Raw genomic sequence first — 19,682 nt, forward strand, 5'->3', positions numbered from 1 at the left:
AATCTGCTACGCCCTAAAGAAATAGCAGAAATCACTTGCTAAATATAGAAATAAGGTGTATGATATTACTAGTACAATTTCGTATAAATCAAATGGGAACAAGGCATGTTTCCTGAATTGTTCTTTTTTCTCTCTGAACAATCATTGTTTAGAGTAGATAAATTTGCTATAATGGTCTTTGTATTGAAAATAAAATAGGAGTTTTGTGATGAAGGGGAATAAGAAAACTAAAAAATGGCAACTATACACAGCTATTGGTGCTGCAAGTATTATTATAATCAGTGCAGCGGGTATTTTGCTATTTAGACAGCCCTCGCAGGCTGCTGGTAAGGATGACACATCGCATCTTGTAGTCGCAAAGGAAGGAACAGTTGCCTCCTCTGTTCTTTTATCTGGTACTGTCACCGCAAAAAATGAACAATATGTTTATTTGGATGCAAGTAAGGGTGAGGTAGATGAAATCTTGGTTTCTGTTGGAGATAAGGTTGACAAGGGACAAGCGCTCGTAAAATACAACAGTACAGAAGCGCAATCTGCTTATGATGCGGCTAACCGTGCCATAGCCAAGGCTGATCGTCGTATCAAGGACTTGAAGGAATCACGAAACAACACTCTAGCTGATTCGGAAGAATATGATGGAGCGCAGGGATCTTCAGTCTCTTCCATAGATTCTCAGATTAGTGATGCTCGTGATAGTCGTGCTGATGCAGAGGCACAACTTAAAAAGGCGCAAGCTCAATTGGACGCAACAAAGGTTCTGAGTACGCTAGGAGGTACAGTTGTAGAAGTTAATCGCAATGTATCGAAGTCCACAAGTGCTGCAAATCAAGTGATGGTTCATGTAGTAAGTAACGACAATCTACAAGTCAAGGGAGAACTTTCTGAGTACAATCTTGCCAATCTTTCTGTTGACCAAGAAGTGACCTTCTCTTCTAAAGTTTACCAAGATAAAACTTGGACAGGGAAGATCAGCTATATTTCAGCTTACCCTAAAAATAGTGGAGAAGGAACGAATGCTATAACTGGGGGGAATACTGGTTCTAAATATCCTTATACGATTGAAGTGACGAGTGAGATTGGTGATTTAAGACCAGGTTTCACCGTTAGTGTTGAGGTTAAAAGTGATAAGAAATCAATCCTCGTCCCCTTAACCAGTGTCGTTACTGAAGACGGGAAAAATTATGTTTGGGTGGTTGACGAAGAGAATAAGGCTAAGAAAATCGAAGTTAGCCTAGGAAATGCTGACGCAGAAAACCAAGAGATCACGTCTGGTTTGACAGACGGAACCAAAGTCATCAGTAATCCAACGACTTCCTTAGAAGAAGGAAAAGAGGTGAAGGCTGATGAAACAACTAATTAGTCTAAAAAACATCTGCCGGAGCTATCGAAATGGTGAACAGGAACTGCAGGTCTTGAAAAATATTAATCTGGAGATTAGCGAAGGGGAATTTGTTGCCATTATGGGACCGTCTGGTTCGGGTAAATCTACTCTGATGAATACCATCGGAATGCTGGACACCCCGACTAGCGGTGAATACTATCTAGAAGGTCAAGAAGTGGCTCGTCTAGGTGAAAAGCAGTTGGCACAGGTACGTAACAAACAAATTGGTTTTGTCTTTCAACAGTTCTTTCTTTTGTCAAAGATGGATGCTGTTCAAAATGTTGAGTTGCCCTTGATTTATGCAGGAGTTCCAGCTGCCCAACGTCGCAAGTTGGCAGAGGAATATCTGAGTAAAGTAGAGTTGACTGATCGTATTCATCACCTTCCTTCGGAGTTGTCTGGCGGTCAAAAACAACGGGTGGCCATTGCGCGTGCTCTTGTTAACGATCCCTCAATCATCTTAGCTGATGAACCGACAGGTGCCTTGGATACGAAAACAGGAAGTCAAATCATGGAACTCTTGGTTGAGTTAAATGAAGAAGGCAAGACTATTATTATGGTAACGCACGAGCCCGAAATTGCAGCCTATGCAAAACGCCAGATTGTAATACGTGATGGAGTTATTTCGTCTGATAGCGCTTGTTTGGAAGGAAAGGAGAACTAAGATGCAAAATCTGAAATTTGCCTTTTTATCTATTATGGCACACAAGATGCGCTCCTTTTTGACCATGATTGGCATTATCATCGGAGTCTCTTCAGTAGTTGTCATCATGGCTTTAGGGGACTCGATGTCTCGTCAGGTCAATAAAAATATGACAAAATCTCAGAAAAATATTCAGGTATTTTTCTCGCCAATTAAAAGTAAGGATGGTTCCTTCACACAAAAGCAATCTGCACTGACACTATCTGGTAAAGAAGATGTTCACGTAGAACCGCCTAAAACACAGGAATCGTGGGTTAAGGAAACTGCCAAACTAAAAGGCGTAGATGGCTATTATGTGACTAATAGTGCAAATGTTACTTTGACCTATAAGGATAAAAAGGTAGAGAAAGCAAGTCTGACAGGTGGAAATATTACTTATATGTCTGCTGTGGAAAATAAAATTATTGCAGGTAGGGATCTGAGAGAACAAGACTACCGAGATTTTGCAAGTGTGATTTTGCTAGATGAAGAACTCGCTAAAAGTCTTTTTGAATCTCCTCAGGCAGCACTCAATCAAATCATTTCAGCCAATGGATATAGCTATCGCGTGATTGGTGTTTACTCTAGTCCTGCTGTTAAAAGTGCTAAGATGTTTGGTGTAGGTGGTTTACCGATTACAACCAATGCTTCTGTAGCAGCTAATTTTAATGTGGAGGAAATTTCTAATATTGTCTTCCGTGTGAATGATACGAGTCTAACTCCGACTTTGGGGCCAGAACTCGCACGCAAAATGACAGAAATTGCAGGAGTGCAGCAGGGAGAATATCAGGTTGTAGACGAAACTGCCGCTTTTGCAGAAGTTCAGCAAATTTTTGGTTTTATGACCGCTATTATTAGTGCTATCGCAGGAATCTCTCTCTTTGTAGGAGGGACTGGAGTTATGAATATCATGCTGGTTTCTGTAACGGAGCGTACTCGTGAGATTGGTCTTCGTAAAGCATTGGGAGCTACACGGGCTAATATCTTGGTTCAGTTTTTGATTGAGTCCATGATTTTGACCTTATTAGGTGGAGTCATCGGTCTTGTTAGTGCAGCGGGCTTGACCACGCTAGCAGGTGCCTTGTTAAAAAATATGATGGAAGGAATAGAAGTTGGAGTCTCGCTACCGATCGCTCTCTTTAGCTTGGCTGTTTCGGCCAGCGTTGGTATGATTTTCGGAGTCTTGCCAGCCAATAAAGCGTCTAAACTTGATCCAATTGAAGCCCTTCGCTATGAGTAATATAAACAAGAAGTAAAACAAGATGGATATTAGTCTATCTTGTTTTTTTTGTATGGATTTCCCTATCGAAAATCACTAAAAATATGATATAATGAAGTGTTAGAAAAACAGGTTTCATTAGCCTGGAAAGGAAAAATTATGTCTGAAAAGAATTTTTATATTACAACACCGATTTACTATCCATCTGGTAAACTCCATATCGGTTCTGCCTATACAACCATCGCCTGTGATGTCCTAGCGCGTTACAAACGCCTTATGGGCTGCGATGTTTTTTATCTGACAGGTTTAGATGAGCATGGTCAAAAGATTCAACAAAAAGCAGAAGAGGCTGGCATTACACCTCAAGCCTATGTTGATGGCATGGCAGTTGGAGTCAAAGAACTCTGGCAATTACTAGATATCTCATACGATAAATTCATCCGTACGACTGATGACTACCATGAAAAAGTAGTGGCTCAAGTCTTTGAACGCTTACTTGCTCAGGATGATATCTATTTAGGTGAATATTCTGGCTGGTATTCGGTCTCAGATGAAGAATTCTTTACAGAAAGCCAGCTTGCAGAAGTTTTCCGTGACGAAGCTGGAAATGTAACTGGGGGTATCGCTCCATCAGGTCACGAGGTCGAATGGGTTTCTGAAGAGTCATACTTCCTTCGCCTCAGCAAATACCAAGATCGCTTGGTTGAATTTTTCAAATCTCACCCTGACTTCATCACTCCTGATGGTCGCCTTAATGAAATGCTTCGCAACTTCATCGAGCCAGGTTTGGAAGATTTGGCAGTTTCTCGTACAACCTTTACTTGGGGTGTACCAGTCCCATCAAATCCGAAACACGTTGTCTATGTATGGATTGATGCTCTTCTTAACTATGCGACGGCTCTTGGCTATGGTCAAGATGAACACGGTAATTTTGATAAGTTCTGGAATGGAACAGTCTTCCACATGGTTGGAAAAGATATCCTTCGTTTCCACTCCATCTATTGGCCTATCCTTCTTATGATGTTGGATGTTAAATTGCCAGACCGCTTGATTGCCCACGGTTGGTTTGTCATGAAAGACGGCAAGATGTCTAAGTCTAAAGGAAACGTGGTTTACCCTGAGATGTTGGTAGAGCGTTATGGACTAGATCCACTTCGTTACTACCTCATGCGTAGCCTTCCGGTTGGTTCGGACGGAACCTTCACTCCTGAAGACTATGTAGGCCGTATCAACTACGAATTGGCTAATGATCTTGGGAACCTCCTCAACCGTACGGTTTCTATGATTAACAAGTACTTTGATGGGCAAATCCCTGCCTATGTAGAGGGTGTGACAGAGTTTGACAATGCGCTTGCTGACGTTGCAGAACAATCTATCGCAGACTACCATACACACATGGAAGCAGTTGACTACCCACGTGCGCTTGAAGCGGTCTGGACTCTTATCTCTCGTACTAACAAATACATCGATGAGACTGCTCCATGGGTCTTGGCTAAGGATGAAGCTCTTCGTGACCAATTGGCAAGTGTTATGAGCCACTTGGTAGCTAGCCTTCGTGTTGTCGCTCACTTGATTGAGCCCTTTATGATGGAAACCAGTCGTGCTGTCTTGACTCAACTTGGTCTAGCAGAAGTTTCTAGCCTTGAGAACTTGAACTTGGCTGACTTTCCTGCAGGTGTGACAGTAGTTGCCAAAGGAACCCCAATCTTCCCACGTCTGGATATGGAAGAAGAAATCGCCTATATCAAGGAACAAATGGAAGGTAATAAACCAGCAGTCGAAAAGGAATGGAATCCAGATGAAGTCGAACTCAAACTAAACAAGGAAGAAATCAAGTTTGAAGACTTCGACAAGGTTGAAATCCGTGTCGCAGAAGTCAAAGAAGTTTCTAAAGTAGAAGGTTCTGATAAGTTGCTTCAATTCCGCTTGGATGCTGGTGATGGTGAAGATCGTCAAATCCTCTCAGGAATTGCAAAATACTATCCAAACGAACAAGAATTGGTCGGCAAGAAAGTCCAAATCGTTGCCAACCTCAAACCACGCAAGATGATGAAAAAATATGTCAGCCAAGGGATGATTCTCTCAGCTGAACATGATGGCAAATTAACCCTTCTCACAGTTGATCCAGCTGTACCAAACGGAAGTGTGATTGGGTAAAAGCAAAAAACCAACGTTAGGCACGTTGGTTTTTCTTGTTATGTGTGAGATTTTCTAAGAAGTTGTCTATCTCCTTTTGCGACCTGAGAACAATTATTTTCTCTGGATAGGTTTCTTGAACCCGCTGATAACGTTCCTTAGCGGATTTGCTCCGCCCATCCCAGAGAATCCATCTGATAAATTCCCAGTTAAATTGCTCTTTACAGCCAGCCGCCATGCTTTCTCTGACCTTACCGCGATATGTGAAATAGCGTTTAAAAGCTCGAAAGAGACAGGTCAATGGGGAAAAATTAAGAAAGATGATTTGGTCAGCTTTTAGCATTCTTTCCTCGTAATAACACCAAGAGTAGTTGCCATCGATGACCCAGTCTGAGTGATTGTTTAGAAAGCTTTTCATCTCGGATTTCATCCAATCACGGTCACTGTCTTGCCAATCTGGTTGAAATTGGAGGGTGTCCATATGCAGTTTGGGAATGGAGTAGTAGTTAGATAACTTTTCTGCTAGAGTTGACTTACCAGCACCAGAATAACCGATAATTGCGATTTTCATTTTCTACCTTTTCGTAATGGAGGACAAAAAAACAGCCTCGGTGGACTGTTTCTTATTTAGCAAGTTTAGCTGAAAGACGAGCTTTATCGCGGCTTGCTTTGTTTTTATGAATCAAACCTTTAGTTTCTGCTTTGTCGATAGCTGAGCTAGCAGCACGGAAAAGTTCTTCAGAAGGGTTTGCTTCGAAAGCTTTGATAGCAGTACGCATAGCTGATTTTTGAGCTGAGTTTTTTTCGTTTTGTTTCACGTTCAATTCAGCGCGTTTGATAGCTGATTTAATGTTTGCCAATGTTCTTACCTCCATATTTACTAACTATACTATTATATCTGAAAACTTAAGTTTTGACAAGGGGAAATTATTTTTTTAGGTAAATTTCATCGATTTCATGATTTTTAGTCTTATGGAGAATAACCTCGGCTCGATTCCTTGTTGGTTCAATATAGTTTTGTAGATTTGTAAGGTTGATATCACTCCATACCTGGTGGGCAAAAGACTCTACTTCCCCTATTGGCATTTGCGTAAAGCGGTGGTAGTAGCTATCTGGATCGTTTTGTGCAAAGCTGAGGAGTTTTAAAAATCGATCTAAATACCAGCTTTCAATGTCCTCGACAGCAGCGTCTACATAGATGGAAAAATCAAAGAAGTCGGTGATGTAAAGACGCTCATTTTGAGGATTTTGAAAAACATTGATTCCTTCAACAATCACAAAATCTGCAGCCTTAACACGTTGTTTCTCCCCAGGAACAATATCATAAACCTCGTGAGAATAGACGGGGATATCAACATCCTGTCCATTTTTTAAGCGATCAAGAAAATTCAGTAAGGCTTCCATGTCATAACTCTCTGGAAAGCCTTTGCGATTTAAGATTCCTTGGTCTATTAACGTTTGATTGGGATAGAGAAAACCATCAGTCGTCACTAACTCCACAGTAGCGTCAGTCACTGTACGAGACAGAAGGATTTGCAGAAGTCGGCTAGTTGTTGACTTTCCGACAGCAACACTTCCTGAAACACCGATGATGAAGGGCTGAGATTTACTCTCTCTTTGGAGAAAAATTCCCTTAGAAAAGGCTAAATCCTCTTTGGTGCGTTTGTAAATTTGGATGAGATGGGCCAAAGGTAAATAAATATCTGTCACATCTTGTAGGCTGATTTGGTCGTTAAAACTCTTGATTGAGTCTAGTTCTTCTTCCGTCAAGGGAGGGGTTGACTTGCGGTGCAAGGACTGCCAGGTTTCACGGCTGATTCTTTCAAAATGTAAAAATTCGTTGGTCATATTTTTTCCTCGTTCGATATCTTAGTATATCATATTTCTCATCTAAAGAGAGAATGAAATTCGATATTTCTCATTCTGATTCTTGAAAGTTGCTATAAGTTGCTCTAAAAGGTCAAAAATAGAGGAAATAACAAGAAAATTCTTTAATTATTATCATAACAGATTTAGTTTGTTTGTTGAATTTTAGTTTTGTAAACGGTGTTAAAAAACCTTAAAATATGCTAAAATAGTTTCATGAGTAAAATGTATTATGCAGAAAATCCAGATGCAGCTCACGATATTCATGAATTGAGAGTAGAGTTGCTAGGATATAAAATGACCTTTTTAACGGATGCAGGTGTCTTTAGTAAAAAGATGATTGACTTTGGTAGTCAGCTTTTACTGAAGTGTCTAGAGGTTGAAAAAGGCGAGCGAGTGCTAGATGTTGGCTGTGGGTACGGTCCCCTAGGGATTTCTTTGGTCAAGGCTTACGGAGTTCAAGCAACCATGGTTGATATCAATAATCGTGCTCTGGACTTGGCGCGAAAAAATGCTGAGAGAAACCAAGTTTCAGCAACTATTTTCCAATCCAACATCTATGAACAAGTTGAAGGGAAATTTGACCATGTCATTTCCAATCCGCCGATTCGTGCGGGCAAGCAAGTTGTTCATGAGATTATCGAAAAGAGCATGGACTTTCTGGAAGACGGTGGAGATTTAACAATTGTTATTCAGAAAAAACAGGGTGCTCCTAGTGCCAAAAGCAAGATGGAAGACGTTTTTGGAAATTGTGAAATCATAAAGAAGGACAAGGGTTATTATATCCTTAGAAGTGTGAAATCATGAGAGCAGTTGATTTAATCCAAAAGAAACGAGATGGTCAAGAACTGTCTTCAAGTGAGATCGAATGGTTGGTAGAAGGCTATGTTGCTGGAACTGTCCCAGACTATCAAATGTCTGCCTTTGCTATGGCGGTTTATTTCAAAGGAATGACTACACGTGAGATTTCTGACCTGACGATGAATATGGTTAAGACGGGGCAAGAGTTTGATTTGTCAGCCATAGAGGGTATCAAAGTAGATAAACACTCGACAGGTGGTGTTGGTGATAAGGTGACCTTGATTTTAGCACCTTTAGTAGCAAGTTTTGGAGTGCCAGTAGCCAAGATGAGTGGTCGTGGACTAGGACACACTGGCGGAACCTTAGATAAGTTAGAAGCGATCAAGGGTTACCAAGTGGAGCGCAGTCAAGAGGATTTCATCAAACAGGTTCAAGATATTGGTGTATCTGTCATTGGTCAATCTGACCAGCTGGTTAAAGCAGACAAACTTCTCTATGCCCTCCGTGATGTGACAGCGACTGTCGATACCATTCCTTTGATTGCTAGTTCTGTCATGAGTAAGAAAATCGCTGCTGGGGCAGATGCCATCTTGCTAGATGTGACTGTCGGTGAGGGTGCCTTTATGAAGACTGTTGAGGAGGCGCGTGAATTGGCTCAAACCATGGTTGATCTCGGTAAGGCAGTTGGACGAAAGACAGTAGCAGTCATTACCGATATGAGTCAACCCTTGGGTCGAGCTATTGGCAATCGTCTCGAAATCCTAGAAGCAATTGAAATTCTTCAAGGAAAGGGTCGAGAAGATATTAGTCACTTTATTTGTGAACTAGCTCAGATTATGCTTGGTTTGGCAAATGTTGAGAAGACAGTTGAAGAAGTACGTCAACATCTTGAAAACGGCCAAGCGCTGGCTAAGTTTGAAGAAATGGTGGCGGCTCAAGGCGGTGATTTAGAAGATCTTTATCGCCCAGTCAAGGTGGCGCATGTAGTAGATATCCCGGCTCAAGAGTCAGGTGTCATTTCAGCCCTTCCAGCGATGGAATTTGGTCTCTATGCCATGAGATTGGGAGCTGGTCGTGCAGTCAAGTCTGATGATTTAGACTATGAAACTGGAATCGTTTTTGAGAAGAAGGTTGGTGACTCCGTTCAAAAGGGAGAAATTGTCGCAAAAGTTTATACAAATGGAAAAATTTCCCCTCAACTAGTTACAGAATTCCAAAAATATGTTAAAATAAATGATAGTGTGAAACGTTTGCAGGAAATAATTGAAATCATCTCATGAAAAAGAGAGGAATCCGAATATGAAATTAAACAAATACATTGATCATACGCTTTTAAAACAAGATGCAAGTCAAGAACAAATTGATCGTTTGCTATCTGAAGCGCGTGAGTATGACTTTGCCAGCGTTTGTGTTAATCCCAGCTGGGTCGCTCATTCAAAGGCAGGACTTGATGGTTCAGATGTAAAGGTTTGTACAGTAGTTGGTTTCCCCTTGGGAGCAACAACTTCAGCTGTGAAAGCTTTTGAAACAAAAGAAGCTGTCCAAAACGGTGCAGATGAGATTGATATGGTTATCAATGTTGGTGCCCTCAAATCAGGTAATCTTGATTTGGTTGAATCGGACATCCGTGCTGTCGTAGAAGCAAGTGGTGACAAGTTGGTTAAGGTCATTATTGAAGCTTGCTTGTTGACAGACGATGAAAAGGATGTGGCTTGCCAATTATCCCAGAAAGCAGGTGCTGACTTTGTCAAAACATCAACTGGATTTTCAACTGGTGGTGCCACTATAGAGGATGTTCAGTTGATGCGTAAAACAGTTGGGCCAGATATGGGAGTTAAGGCTGCTGGTGGCGCTCGCTCATATGCAGATGCTGTTGCTTTTGTGGAAGCGGGCGCTACCCGTGTTGGAACATCAGCTGGTGTGGCAATTTTAAAAGGAGAATTAGCAGATGGCGACTACTGAGTTGATTGAACTAGCAATTGAAACCAGCAAGAGAGCCTATGTACCCTATTCTCATTTTCCTATTGGAGCTGTTTTAGTAGCCAAGGGTGGTAGTATTTATACGGGTGTGAACATCGAGAATGCTAGCTATTCTTTGACGAACTGTGGAGAGCGTACAGCGATTTTCAAAGCAGTTTCCGAAGGCCAAAGAGAGTTTTCAGAGTTGATTGTCTATGGACAGACTGAAAGACCTATATCACCATGTGGCGCTTGTCGCCAAGTGATGGCTGAATTTTTTGAAAAAGATCTAAAAGTGACCCTTGTCGCTAAAGATAAATCGACGGTCGAGATGACGGTCGGGGAGTTGCTTCCATACTCTTTTACAGACTTAAACTAGTCTGAGTCACTCTTTGAGTGACGCGGTCCTTGTGGCCAACCAATCCATACTTGCAACATCGTTGCACATCTTATTTAGGAGGTTCAGTAATGAACAAGAAACAATGGCTAGGCCTTGGTCTAGTTGCAGTAGCAGCAGTTGGACTTGCTGCATGTGGTAACCGCTCTTCTCGTAACGCAGCTTCATCTTCATCTGAAATGAAGACCAAAGCAGCAATCGTAACAGATACTGGTGGTGTTGATGATAAATCATTTAACCAATCAGCTTGGGAAGGTTTGCAAGACTGGGGTAAAGAACACAACCTTTCTAAAGATAACGGTTACACTTACTTCCAATCAACAAGCGAAGCAGACTATGCTAACCACTTGCAACAAGCGGCTGGAAGTTACAACCTGATCTTCGGTGTTGGTTTTGCCCTTCACAATGCAGTTGAAGAGGCAGCAAAAGACCACTCTGACTTAAACTATGTCTTGATTGATGATGTGATCAAAGATCAAAAGAATGTTGCGAGCGTAACATTTGCAGATAACGAAGCAGCTTACCTTGCTGGTGTTGCAGCAGCTAAAACAACTAAAACAAAACAAGTTGGTTTTGTAGGTGGTATCGAATCTGAAGTTATTTCACGTTTCGCTGCTGGATTTAAGGCTGGTGTTGAGTCAGTAGACCCATCTATCAAAGTACAAGTTGACTACGCTGGTTCATTTGGTGATGCTGCCAAAGGTAAAACAATTGCAGCAGCTCAATACGCTGCAGGTGCAGACGTTGTCTACCAAGCAGCTGGTGGTACAGGTGCTGGTGTCTTTGCTGAAGCAAAATCTTTGAACGAAAGTAAAAATGAAGACGAAAAAGTTTGGGTTATTGGTGTAGACCGTGACCAAGCAGCAGAAGGTAAATACACTTCTAAAGATGGTAAAGAATCAAACTTTGTTCTTGTATCTACATTGAAACAAGTTGGTACAACTGTAAAAGATATTGCCAACAAAACAGAAAAAGGTGAATTCCCTGGCGGACAAGTTATTGTCTACTCATTGAAGGATAAAGGGGTTGACTTGGCAGTAACAAACCTTTCAGAAGAAGGTAAAAAAGCTGTTGAAGACGCAAAAGCTAAAATCCTTGACGGAAGCGTAAAAGTTCCTGAAAAATAATGGATAAAAGTCATTTCTTAGGAAGCGACCATCGGTCGCTTCTTTAAGAATTGAGGCAATTTTTTGTCTCAATAGAACTTGTTAACACGATTAGCAGGTTTTATTGAAACAAAATAAACCTCGGAAAGGAAAAGCATATGGCACACGAAAATGTCATTGAGATGCGGGATATTACCAAGGTGTTTGGTGAATTTGTAGCAAACGACAAGATCAACTTGCAACTGCGAGAAGGTGAAATCCATGCACTTTTAGGAGAAAATGGAGCGGGTAAATCCACTCTGATGAATATGCTGGCAGGACTTCTCGAGCCAACTAGTGGTGAAATTGCGGTGAATGGTCAAGTTGTCAAACTAGATTCACCTTCTAAAGCCGCTAGTCTAGGAATTGGGATGGTTCACCAACATTTTATGTTGGTTGAGGCTTTTACAGTAGCTGAAAATATCATTTTGGGGAGTGAAATCACTAAAAATGGTGTGCTAGATATAGCTGAAGCTACTAAAGAAATCAAAGCTCTTTCTGAACGTTATGGTTTGGCAGTGGATCCTGCTGCCAAGGTGGCAGATATTTCTGTTGGTGCTCAACAACGTGTAGAAATCTTGAAGACACTTTACCGTGGTGCTGATATCCTCATCTTTGACGAACCTACGGCAGTATTGACTCCTTCAGAGATTGATGAGTTGATGGCTATCATGAAAAACCTTGTTAAAGAAGGAAAATCCATTATTTTGATTACCCATAAACTGGATGAAATTCGTGCGGTATCCAATCGAGTGACGGTTATTCGTCGTGGGAAATCAATCCAGACGGTGGAGATTGCAGGGGCAACCAATGCGGACTTGGCTGAGATGATGGTGGGACGTTCTGTCTCCTTCAAAACGGAGAAACAGGCACCACAACCAAAAGAAGTAGTCTTGTCTATCAAAGACTTGGTTGTCAATGAAAACCGCGGTGTACCAGCTGTGAAGAATCTTTCTTTGGATGTTCGTGCTGGTGAAATTGTTGGTATTGCAGGTATTGATGGCAATGGTCAGTCTGAACTCATTCAAGCCATTACGGGTCTTCGTAAGGTTGAGTCTGGTAGTATTGAATTAAAAGGCAAATCAATCGTAGGGATGCACCCTCGACAAATTACGGAACTCAGTGTGGGGCATGTTCCTGAAGACCGCCACCGTGATGGTTTGATTTTGGAGATGATGATTTCAGAAAATATCGCTCTCCAAACCTACTACAAAGAACCACTCAGCAAGAATGGTATCTTAAACTATGCCAATATCACTTCGCATGCTAAAAAATTAATGGAAGAATTTGACGTCCGTGCGGCAAGCGAATTTGTCCCAGCAGCAGCTCTTTCAGGGGGAAATCAACAAAAAGCGATTATCGCTCGTGAGATTGATCGTGATCCTGATCTCCTTATCGTCAGCCAACCAACTCGTGGTTTGGATGTCGGTGCCATTGAATATATCCACAAACGCTTGATTGAAGAACGTGATAACGGAAAAGCTGTGCTTGTTGTCAGCTTTGAATTGGATGAGATTTTAAATGTTTCAGACCGAATTGCTGTTATTCATGATGGGAAGATTCAAGGTATTGTGTCGCCAGAAACGACTAACAAACAAGAACTTGGTATCTTGATGGCAGGTGGAAACTTGGGAAAGGAGAAGGATGATGTCTAAAAAGTTACAACAAATTTCGGTTCCCTTGATTTCCGTATTCTTAGGAATCTTGCTCGGAGCCATTGTCATGTGGATTTTCGGCTACGATGCTATCTGGGGTTATGAGGAGTTGTTCTATACAGCTTTTGGTAGTCTCCGTGGGATTGGTGAAATTTTCCGTGCCATGGGTCCTCTTATCTTGATTGGTCTGGGGTTTGCAGTTGCCAGCCGTGCAGGTTTCTTTAACGTTGGACTTCCTGGTCAGGCACTAGCGGGTTGGATTCTTAGTGGTTGGTTTGCTTTGTCGCATCCGGACATGCCACGCCCAATGTTGATTTTAGCGACCGTAGTAATTGCTTTGATTGCAGGTGGGATTGTAGGTGCTATTCCAGGTATTCTCAGAGCTTATTTAGGTACATCAGAGGTTATCGTAACCATTATGATGAACTATATTGTTTTGTACGTAGGGAATGCCTTTATTCATTCTTTCCCGAAAGACTTTATGCAAAGTACAGACTCAACGATTCGTGTGAGTGCCAATGCCACTTATCAAACACCATGGTTATCTGAGTTAACTGGCAATTCTCGTATGAATATCGGAATCTTCTTTGCCATCATTGCTGTTGGTGTGATTTGGTTCTTGCTCAAGAAAACGACTCTCGGTTTTGAAATTCGTGCAGTTGGTCTTAATCCCCATGCCTCAGAGTACGCTGGTATTTCAGCAAAACGTACAATCATCCTATCAATGATTATCTCTGGTGCTTTGGCTGGTCTTGGTGGAGCTGTCGAAGGTCTTGGAACTTTCCAAAACGTTTACGTTCAGGGCTCATCATTAGCTATCGGATTTAACGGGATGGCAGTTAGTTTGCTTGCTGGAAATTCACCAATTGGAATTCTCTTTGCGGCCTTCTTATTTGGTGTTCTGCAGGTAGGTGCGCCAGGTATGAATGCTGCGCAAGTTCCGTCTGAACTTGTCAGCATTGTAACAGCGTCCATTATCTTCTTTGTCAGTGTTCACTATATTATCGAACATTTTGTCAAACCAAAAAAACAAGTTAAAGGAGGTAAGTAAGGATGTCTATTACAACATTACTCACCCTCTTGGTCTCTTCTATGCTGATTTACTCAGCACCACTTATTTTTACGAGTATTGGAGGAGTCTTCTCTGAACGTGGTGGTGTCGTTAACGTCGGTCTTGAAGGAATTATGGTTATGGGAGCCTTTTCTGGGGTTGTCTTTAACCTTGAGTTTGCAGAACAACTTGGAGCAGCGACTCCTTGGATTTCCTTGTTAGTTGCTGGTGTCGTGGGAGCTATTTTCTCCCTCATTCATGCAGTCGCTACAGTTCATTTCCGTGCGGACCATGTTGTCAGTGGTACAGTATTGAACTTGATGGCTCCTGCCCTAGCAGTTTTCTTGGTTAAGGTTCTTTATAACAAAGGACAAACGGATAACTTAAGTCAGACCTTTGGACGTTTTGATTTTCCAGTTTTGGCTAATATCCCAGTGATTGGAGATATCTTCTTCAAGTCAACAAGTTTGCTAGGTTATATCGCGATTACCTTCTCATTCTTTGCTTGGTTTATCCTCTTCAAGACCCGCTTTGGTCTTCGCCTTCGCTCTGTCGGTGAACACCCTCAAGCAGCGGACACTTTGGGAATCAATGTCTACAAGATGAGATATTTAGGGGTTATCATATCAGGTTTCCTAGGGGGAATTGGGGGAGCGATTTATGCTCAATCCATTTCAGTTAACTTCTCAGTGACAACTATTGTTGGACCTGGATTTATCGCTCTTGCTGCGATGATCTTTGGTAAATGGAATCCAATCGGAGCCATGCTATCCAGTCTCTTCTTTGGACTTTCACAAAGTTTGGCTGTTATCGGCTCTCAATTGCCATTCCTACAAGGAGTGCCAGCGGTTTACCTTCAAATCGCACCTTATGTTTTGACCATTCTTGTCTTGGCAGCCTTCTTTGGAAAAGCAGTTGCGCCAAAAGCAGATGGTATCAACTACATCAAGTCAAAATAAGCATACAAAAAAACGCCAGTTTAAACTGGCGTTTTATTTTTTAGGATTTTGATGTGTCAAGTTTAGTCCCCAAGGGACAAGATTTTCAGTTTTATTTTTGATACGTGTGATATTATCCTTGTGACGAATGATAATCAAGCTAGCAAGTGCTAGGATAATCAGAATGAAGAGAGGGTCATAGTTGTCTAGGATAAATCCAAATAGTGGAAATAGTAGAACTCCGATAACGGCTGCGATAGAAGCAGTAACGCTAGACAGTGAAATCATACTACCTAGATAGAGGGTTCCAAAAAATACAATCGCTAGATAGAGACAGAAGACAGGCGCAAATCCAAAAACAACTCCTGCGCTAGTTGCGACAGCCTTGCCCCCTTTAAATCCTGCAAAGATAGGAAAGGTATGTCCAATTACAGCTAAAAGTCCAAAGACGAGAGGTGATAGACCTTGTTGGTGGAAAAGAATAGGAAGTAGAGTGGCCAAGGTCCCTTTAAAGAAGTCAATCACAAAGGTTGCCATACCCGCTTTCTTACCCAAAATACGGAAAGTATTGGTTGTTCCAGTATTTCCAGAACCATGTTCACGCAGATTTGTTTGAAAGAAAACTTGTCCAATCCATAGACCAGACGGAATCGAACCTAGCAAATAAGCTAGTATTAATAATACAAATGTCATCATGTGTCTATTATACCATGAAATGGTGTAGAAAGGCTGAGAATATCTTGTGAAATTGTGACAGCTGAATGGGAAAAATTTTGCAAAATCCCTAGAAAACCTGTAAAATAGAAAAGATGAACAAATAGGAGGTTCCTTGTGTCAAAAAAGGAAATCAATATTAACAACTACAATGATGATGCCATTCAGGTGCTAGAAGGGTTGGATGCGGTCCGTAAACGTCCGGGGATGTATATCGGATCGACCGACGGTGCTGGTCTCCATCATCTGGTCTGGGAAATTGTGGACAATGCAGTCGATGAAGCCTTATCTGGATTTGGTGATCGCATTGATGTGACTATCAATAAAGACGGAAGTTTAACCGTTCAAGACCATGGTCGAGGGATGCCGACTGGGATGCACGCCATGGGAATTCCAACCGTTGAGGTTATCTTTACCATTCTCCACGCCGGAGGGAAATTCGGTCAAGGGGGTTATAAGACATCTGGTGGTCTCCACGGAGTGGGATCTTCAGTCGTTAATGCCCTATCAAGCTGGTTGGAAGTTGAAATCACCCGTGATGGTGCAGTCTACAAGCAACGTTTTGAAAATGGTGGGAAACCCGTCACAACCTTGAAGAAAATTGGTACAGCACCCAAGTCTAAGACAGGTACCAAGGTTACCTTTATGCCTGATGCGACTATCTTTTCTACGACAGACTTCAAGTACAATACTATCTCAGAACGCCTCAATGAGTCAGCTTTTCTCTTAAAAAATGTGACCTTGTCTCTGACTGACAAACGAACAGAAGAAGCAATCGAGTTTCACTATGAGAACGGAGTTCAGGACTTTGTTTCTTATCTCAACGAAGATAAGGAAACCTTGACGCCAGTTCTATACTTTGAAGGCGAAGACAATGGTTTCCAAGTGGAAGTAGCTCTCCAGTACAATGATGGATTTTCAGATAACATCTTGTCCTTTGTTAATAATGTTCGTACCAAAGATGGTGGAACGCACGAGACAGGGCTCAAGTCTGCTATTACCAAGGTTATGAATGACTACGCGCGTAAGACAGGTCTTCTCAAGGAAAAAGATAAAAACCTTGAAGGCTCAGACTATCGTGAAGGACTAGCGGCTGTTCTTTCTATTCTGGTTCCGGAAGAACACCTCCAGTTTGAAGGACAGACTAAGGACAAACTAGGCAGTCCATTGGCTCGCCCGATTGTTGATAGCATTGTCGCAGAAAAATTAACTTTCTTCCTCATGGAAAATGGAGAACTAGCTTCCAATCTCATCCGCAAGGCTATCAAGGCTCGTGACGCTCGTGAAGCAGCACGTAAGGCGCGTGATGAGAGCAGAAATGGCAAAAAAAATAAAAAAGACAAGGGCTTGTTGTCGGGTAAATTAACGCCAGCCCAGTCTAAAAATCCTGCCAAGAATGAACTCTACCTGGTCGAGGGAGACTCTGCCGGTGGATCTGCCAAACAAGGTCGTGACCGTAAATTCCAAGCTATTTTGCCTCTTCGTGGTAAGGTTATCAATACAGCCAAGGCTAAGATGGCGGATATCCTTAAAAATGAGGAAATCAACACCATGATTTATACTATTGGTGCAGGTGTCGGAGCAGACTTTTCTATTGAGGATGCCAACTATGACAAGATCATTATTATGACCGATGCCGATACCGACGGCGCCCATATCCAGACCTTGCTCCTGACATTTTTCTACCGTTATATGCGTCCGCTAGTTGAGGCAGGACATGTCTATATCGCCCTTCCGCCTCTTTACAAGATGTCCAAAGGGAAAGGCAAGAAAGAAGAAGTGGCCTATGCTTGGACTGACGGAGAGCTAGAAGAACTCCGCAAGCAGTTTGGTAAAGGCGCAACACTCCAACGATATAAAGGTCTAGGTGAGATGAATGCGGACCAGCTCTGGGAGACCACCATGAATCCAGAAACTCGTACCCTCATCCGTGTCACGATCGAAGACTTAGCACGCGCTGAACGTCGCGTCAATGTCCTCATGGGAGACAAGGTCGAACCACGCCGTAAGTGGATTGAAGATAATGTCAAGTTTACGCTGGAAGAGAGTGGGGAGATGGTGTTTTCAAATGTGGATTATTAAAAAACTATTAGACCTACTAAACAGATTCACAAAAAAATGTAATACTTTATATTTAGACTATGATAAAAATCAAAAGAAGAAAGCTCAAGAAAGACTCGATGCTTTGAAAATTCTAGAGACCAAAGAATACATTTTTAAAAATGTTAGCTCTAAAACAAAACAGAATAATTATCTTAAAAGAGCTTTTTTTGCGACAGTTATAATGGTGGTTTTATTTCCCATAATTTTATCTCTGAATGCACCTAATAATTTATTGATTGGAATTTGTTCCATTTTTATATTATCGTTGTCACTGTCTTATACTTACAATTCATTTATAGTGAGTTTGTTGTCACTTAATAGATACTTACGAAAAATTTTATTTTCGATTTTAACGTTTATAAATATATTTATTTTGGGAGATATAATAATTGCAAGCATCTCAAATACAAATATTTCCAATAGAATATTAAACTTTTTCGAAAATTTATTTACGGAATACAAGTTGCAAATAGCTTTTGGTAATGACATATGGTTATTTTGGCTAATTTTTACTTTAATGACAGCTAGTTCCTACATATCTCTTTATCTTGTATTAAAGACTCAAGATGTTTTTGAACTAGAATTTATGGGGAAAGAAAATCGTTTACTTCTTAGTAGTCTTGCGATAGTAACATTTATAATCGGTATTGATATAGATAAAGTTAAGCTAATTGGTATTCTTTGCTTAATATTAGTTATTCAGACAGCTTTTTTTGAAGTTTTTTATTCGTATCTACTTTCAAAAATGTATGAAAAAGCACAAAATATTATTCAAGAGCAGTTTCTTAAAAATGAAGATGGTATTGATTACAATAGGCTAGTAGAATGTTATTATTATGGTGGTGAGAAATATAAAGAGAAGTTGTTGAGTATGGAGAAATTTTTGGTTATTATTGTTGAAAATGAACTAAAGTCATTAAAAGATTTAAAAAATTATGATGACTATAAACTTTATAAAGCGATTAGAGCAAGAAATATATAAAGTCAATTTCTATAATTAAACAACTCGGTTATCGATGAACCATATTTTAAATTTAATCATAGTATTCACAAGGATTATAATATGAATGTTGAAATGTTTGAGGAATTGATTAAAGCCATTGATTCAACTGATTGGATTTCCAATTGGATTCAAATAGGTATAGGTGGTTTTTCAATTCTAATACCAATAATTTACGCAACTTGGATTTCAAAAAAAGATACTAAAGAAATTGATGAACGACAACGAAAGCTAGAAATTATTCAATCTTCAATCGCGAAAAATATAGTAGAACTGACAACTCAACAAAATCAACTATCTGAAACTCAAAAAAAGGTTGAAGAGAGTTTAAGAGAACTTAAAGAAATGGCTCGACAATCAAGGAAGTCAAATCTATTAAAATTACAAAGTGATTTTCCAATATTCTATAGAGCACTAGATGATTTTGAATGGGAATATAACAAACTTTTGAATTCTATTAATGCTTTTAATTCTAAAAAGAATTTATCTTCTAATATTGAAGATGAAATAGGTGAAATATTCGCAGCAATTGAGGATTTAATTGAATCAGAAATTAATCATCTGAATACTGAAGAAGTTCCGCCGTAGGCTCTAGCTTATTTTAACAAACTATTAAGAGCAGTAAACTCTTTATC

At 40.7% G+C, this 19,682-nt stretch carries 19 protein-coding genes; 15 read left to right on the top strand and 4 right to left on the bottom strand.

What is annotated here, in order from left to right; genetic code table 11:
• The first annotated feature begins 208 nt into the window (after positions 1-208).
• The 4 genes from FGK98_RS03710 to metG all read left to right on the top strand — a co-directional run bounded on the left by FGK98_RS03710 (position 209) and on the right by metG (position 5,439).
• Positions 209-1,360 carry an efflux RND transporter periplasmic adaptor subunit gene (locus tag FGK98_RS03710; protein ID WP_138100070.1) on the top strand — a complete coding sequence of 384 codons (1,152 nt, stop codon included), beginning with the start codon at positions 209-211 and terminating at the stop codon, positions 1,358-1,360.
• The gene (locus tag FGK98_RS03715; RefSeq protein WP_138100071.1) at positions 1,344-2,045 is read left to right on the top strand and encodes an ABC transporter ATP-binding protein; all 702 of its coding nucleotides are present in this window, start codon (positions 1,344-1,346) and stop codon (positions 2,043-2,045) included. Before FGK98_RS03710 ends, FGK98_RS03715 begins: the two co-directional genes overlap by 17 nt.
• A 1-nt stretch (position 2,046) precedes the next feature.
• Complete coding sequence (locus tag FGK98_RS03720; protein WP_138100072.1) at positions 2,047-3,303, top strand: ABC transporter permease; 1,257 nt, start codon at positions 2,047-2,049, stop codon at positions 3,301-3,303.
• A 138-nt stretch (positions 3,304-3,441) separates the two neighbouring features.
• Positions 3,442-5,439, top strand: coding sequence for a methionine--tRNA ligase (metG, locus tag FGK98_RS03725; protein WP_138100073.1), 1,998 nt, complete (start codon positions 3,442-3,444; stop codon positions 5,437-5,439).
• Positions 5,440-5,455: 16 nt separating this feature from the next.
• On the opposite strand, the gene FGK98_RS03730 is transcribed toward metG, so the two are convergent.
• The 3 genes from FGK98_RS03730 to coaA form a co-directional block, all read right to left on the bottom strand.
• Entirely contained in the window at positions 5,456-5,989 is a 534-nt protein-coding gene (locus FGK98_RS03730) for a DNA topology modulation protein (protein ID WP_138100074.1), read from the bottom strand.
• 52 nt (positions 5,990-6,041) lie between these two features.
• Positions 6,042-6,278, bottom strand: a complete 237-nt coding sequence (rpsT, locus tag FGK98_RS03735; RefSeq protein WP_001274000.1) for a 30S ribosomal protein S20 — start codon at positions 6,276-6,278, stop codon at positions 6,042-6,044.
• 67 nt (positions 6,279-6,345) lie between these two features.
• Positions 6,346-7,266, bottom strand: coding sequence for a type I pantothenate kinase (coaA, locus tag FGK98_RS03740; protein WP_138100075.1), 921 nt, complete (start codon positions 7,264-7,266; stop codon positions 6,346-6,348).
• Positions 7,267-7,500: 234 nt separating this feature from the next.
• Between coaA and FGK98_RS03745 the strand changes: the two genes are divergently transcribed.
• From FGK98_RS03745 to FGK98_RS03780, 8 genes are all read left to right on the top strand, one after another.
• Positions 7,501-8,091, top strand: a complete 591-nt coding sequence (locus FGK98_RS03745) for a class I SAM-dependent methyltransferase (protein ID WP_138100076.1) — start codon at positions 7,501-7,503, stop codon at positions 8,089-8,091.
• The gene (locus FGK98_RS03750) at positions 8,088-9,365 is read left to right on the top strand and encodes a pyrimidine-nucleoside phosphorylase (RefSeq protein ID WP_138100077.1); all 1,278 of its coding nucleotides are present in this window, start codon (positions 8,088-8,090) and stop codon (positions 9,363-9,365) included. Before FGK98_RS03745 ends, FGK98_RS03750 begins: the two co-directional genes overlap by 4 nt.
• Before the next feature lie 19 nt (positions 9,366-9,384).
• Positions 9,385-10,047, top strand: coding sequence for a deoxyribose-phosphate aldolase (gene deoC, locus FGK98_RS03755; protein ID WP_138100078.1), 663 nt, complete (start codon positions 9,385-9,387; stop codon positions 10,045-10,047).
• Positions 10,034-10,423 (top strand): cytidine deaminase, encoded by a 390-nt coding sequence (locus tag FGK98_RS03760; RefSeq protein WP_138100080.1) that lies wholly within the window; start codon positions 10,034-10,036, stop codon positions 10,421-10,423. The genes deoC and FGK98_RS03760 overlap by 14 nt, the downstream gene beginning before the upstream one ends.
• Before the next feature lie 89 nt (positions 10,424-10,512).
• Entirely contained in the window at positions 10,513-11,568 is a 1,056-nt protein-coding gene (locus tag FGK98_RS03765) for a BMP family lipoprotein (protein ID WP_061598272.1), read from the top strand.
• Positions 11,569-11,705: 137 nt separating this feature from the next.
• Entirely contained in the window at positions 11,706-13,241 is a 1,536-nt protein-coding gene (locus tag FGK98_RS03770; protein ID WP_138100082.1) for an ABC transporter ATP-binding protein, read from the top strand.
• The gene (locus FGK98_RS03775; protein WP_000038645.1) at positions 13,234-14,292 is read left to right on the top strand and encodes an ABC transporter permease; all 1,059 of its coding nucleotides are present in this window, start codon (positions 13,234-13,236) and stop codon (positions 14,290-14,292) included. Before FGK98_RS03770 ends, FGK98_RS03775 begins: the two co-directional genes overlap by 8 nt.
• Positions 14,293-14,294: 2 nt before the next feature.
• Positions 14,295-15,251 (top strand): ABC transporter permease, encoded by a 957-nt coding sequence (locus FGK98_RS03780; RefSeq protein ID WP_025169599.1) that lies wholly within the window; start codon positions 14,295-14,297, stop codon positions 15,249-15,251.
• Between the two features lie 33 nt (positions 15,252-15,284).
• Here the strand turns inward: FGK98_RS03780 and plsY are convergent, their stop codons facing one another.
• Entirely contained in the window at positions 15,285-15,926 is a 642-nt protein-coding gene (plsY, locus tag FGK98_RS03785; RefSeq protein WP_138100084.1) for a glycerol-3-phosphate 1-O-acyltransferase PlsY, read from the bottom strand.
• A gap of 135 nt (positions 15,927-16,061) precedes the next feature.
• Here plsY and parE point away from each other — a divergent pair, with 135 nt between their 5' ends.
• The 3 genes from parE to FGK98_RS03800 all read left to right on the top strand — a co-directional run bounded on the left by parE (position 16,062) and on the right by FGK98_RS03800 (position 19,635).
• Complete coding sequence (gene parE, locus FGK98_RS03790; protein WP_138100086.1) at positions 16,062-18,026, top strand: DNA topoisomerase IV subunit B; 1,965 nt, start codon at positions 16,062-16,064, stop codon at positions 18,024-18,026.
• A complete protein-coding gene (locus tag FGK98_RS03795) occupies positions 18,013-19,029 on the top strand; it encodes a beta-carotene 15,15'-monooxygenase (protein WP_138100088.1) in 1,017 nt (338 codons plus the stop codon). Before parE ends, FGK98_RS03795 begins: the two co-directional genes overlap by 14 nt.
• An 81-nt stretch (positions 19,030-19,110) precedes the next feature.
• Positions 19,111-19,635 carry a hypothetical protein gene (locus FGK98_RS03800; protein WP_241993322.1) on the top strand — a complete coding sequence of 175 codons (525 nt, stop codon included), beginning with the start codon at positions 19,111-19,113 and terminating at the stop codon, positions 19,633-19,635.
• The last annotated feature ends 47 nt before the right edge of the window (positions 19,636-19,682 follow it).

Source organism: Streptococcus australis (assembly GCF_901543175.1).
Taxonomy (GTDB): Bacteria; Bacillota; Bacilli; order Lactobacillales; family Streptococcaceae; genus Streptococcus; species Streptococcus australis_A.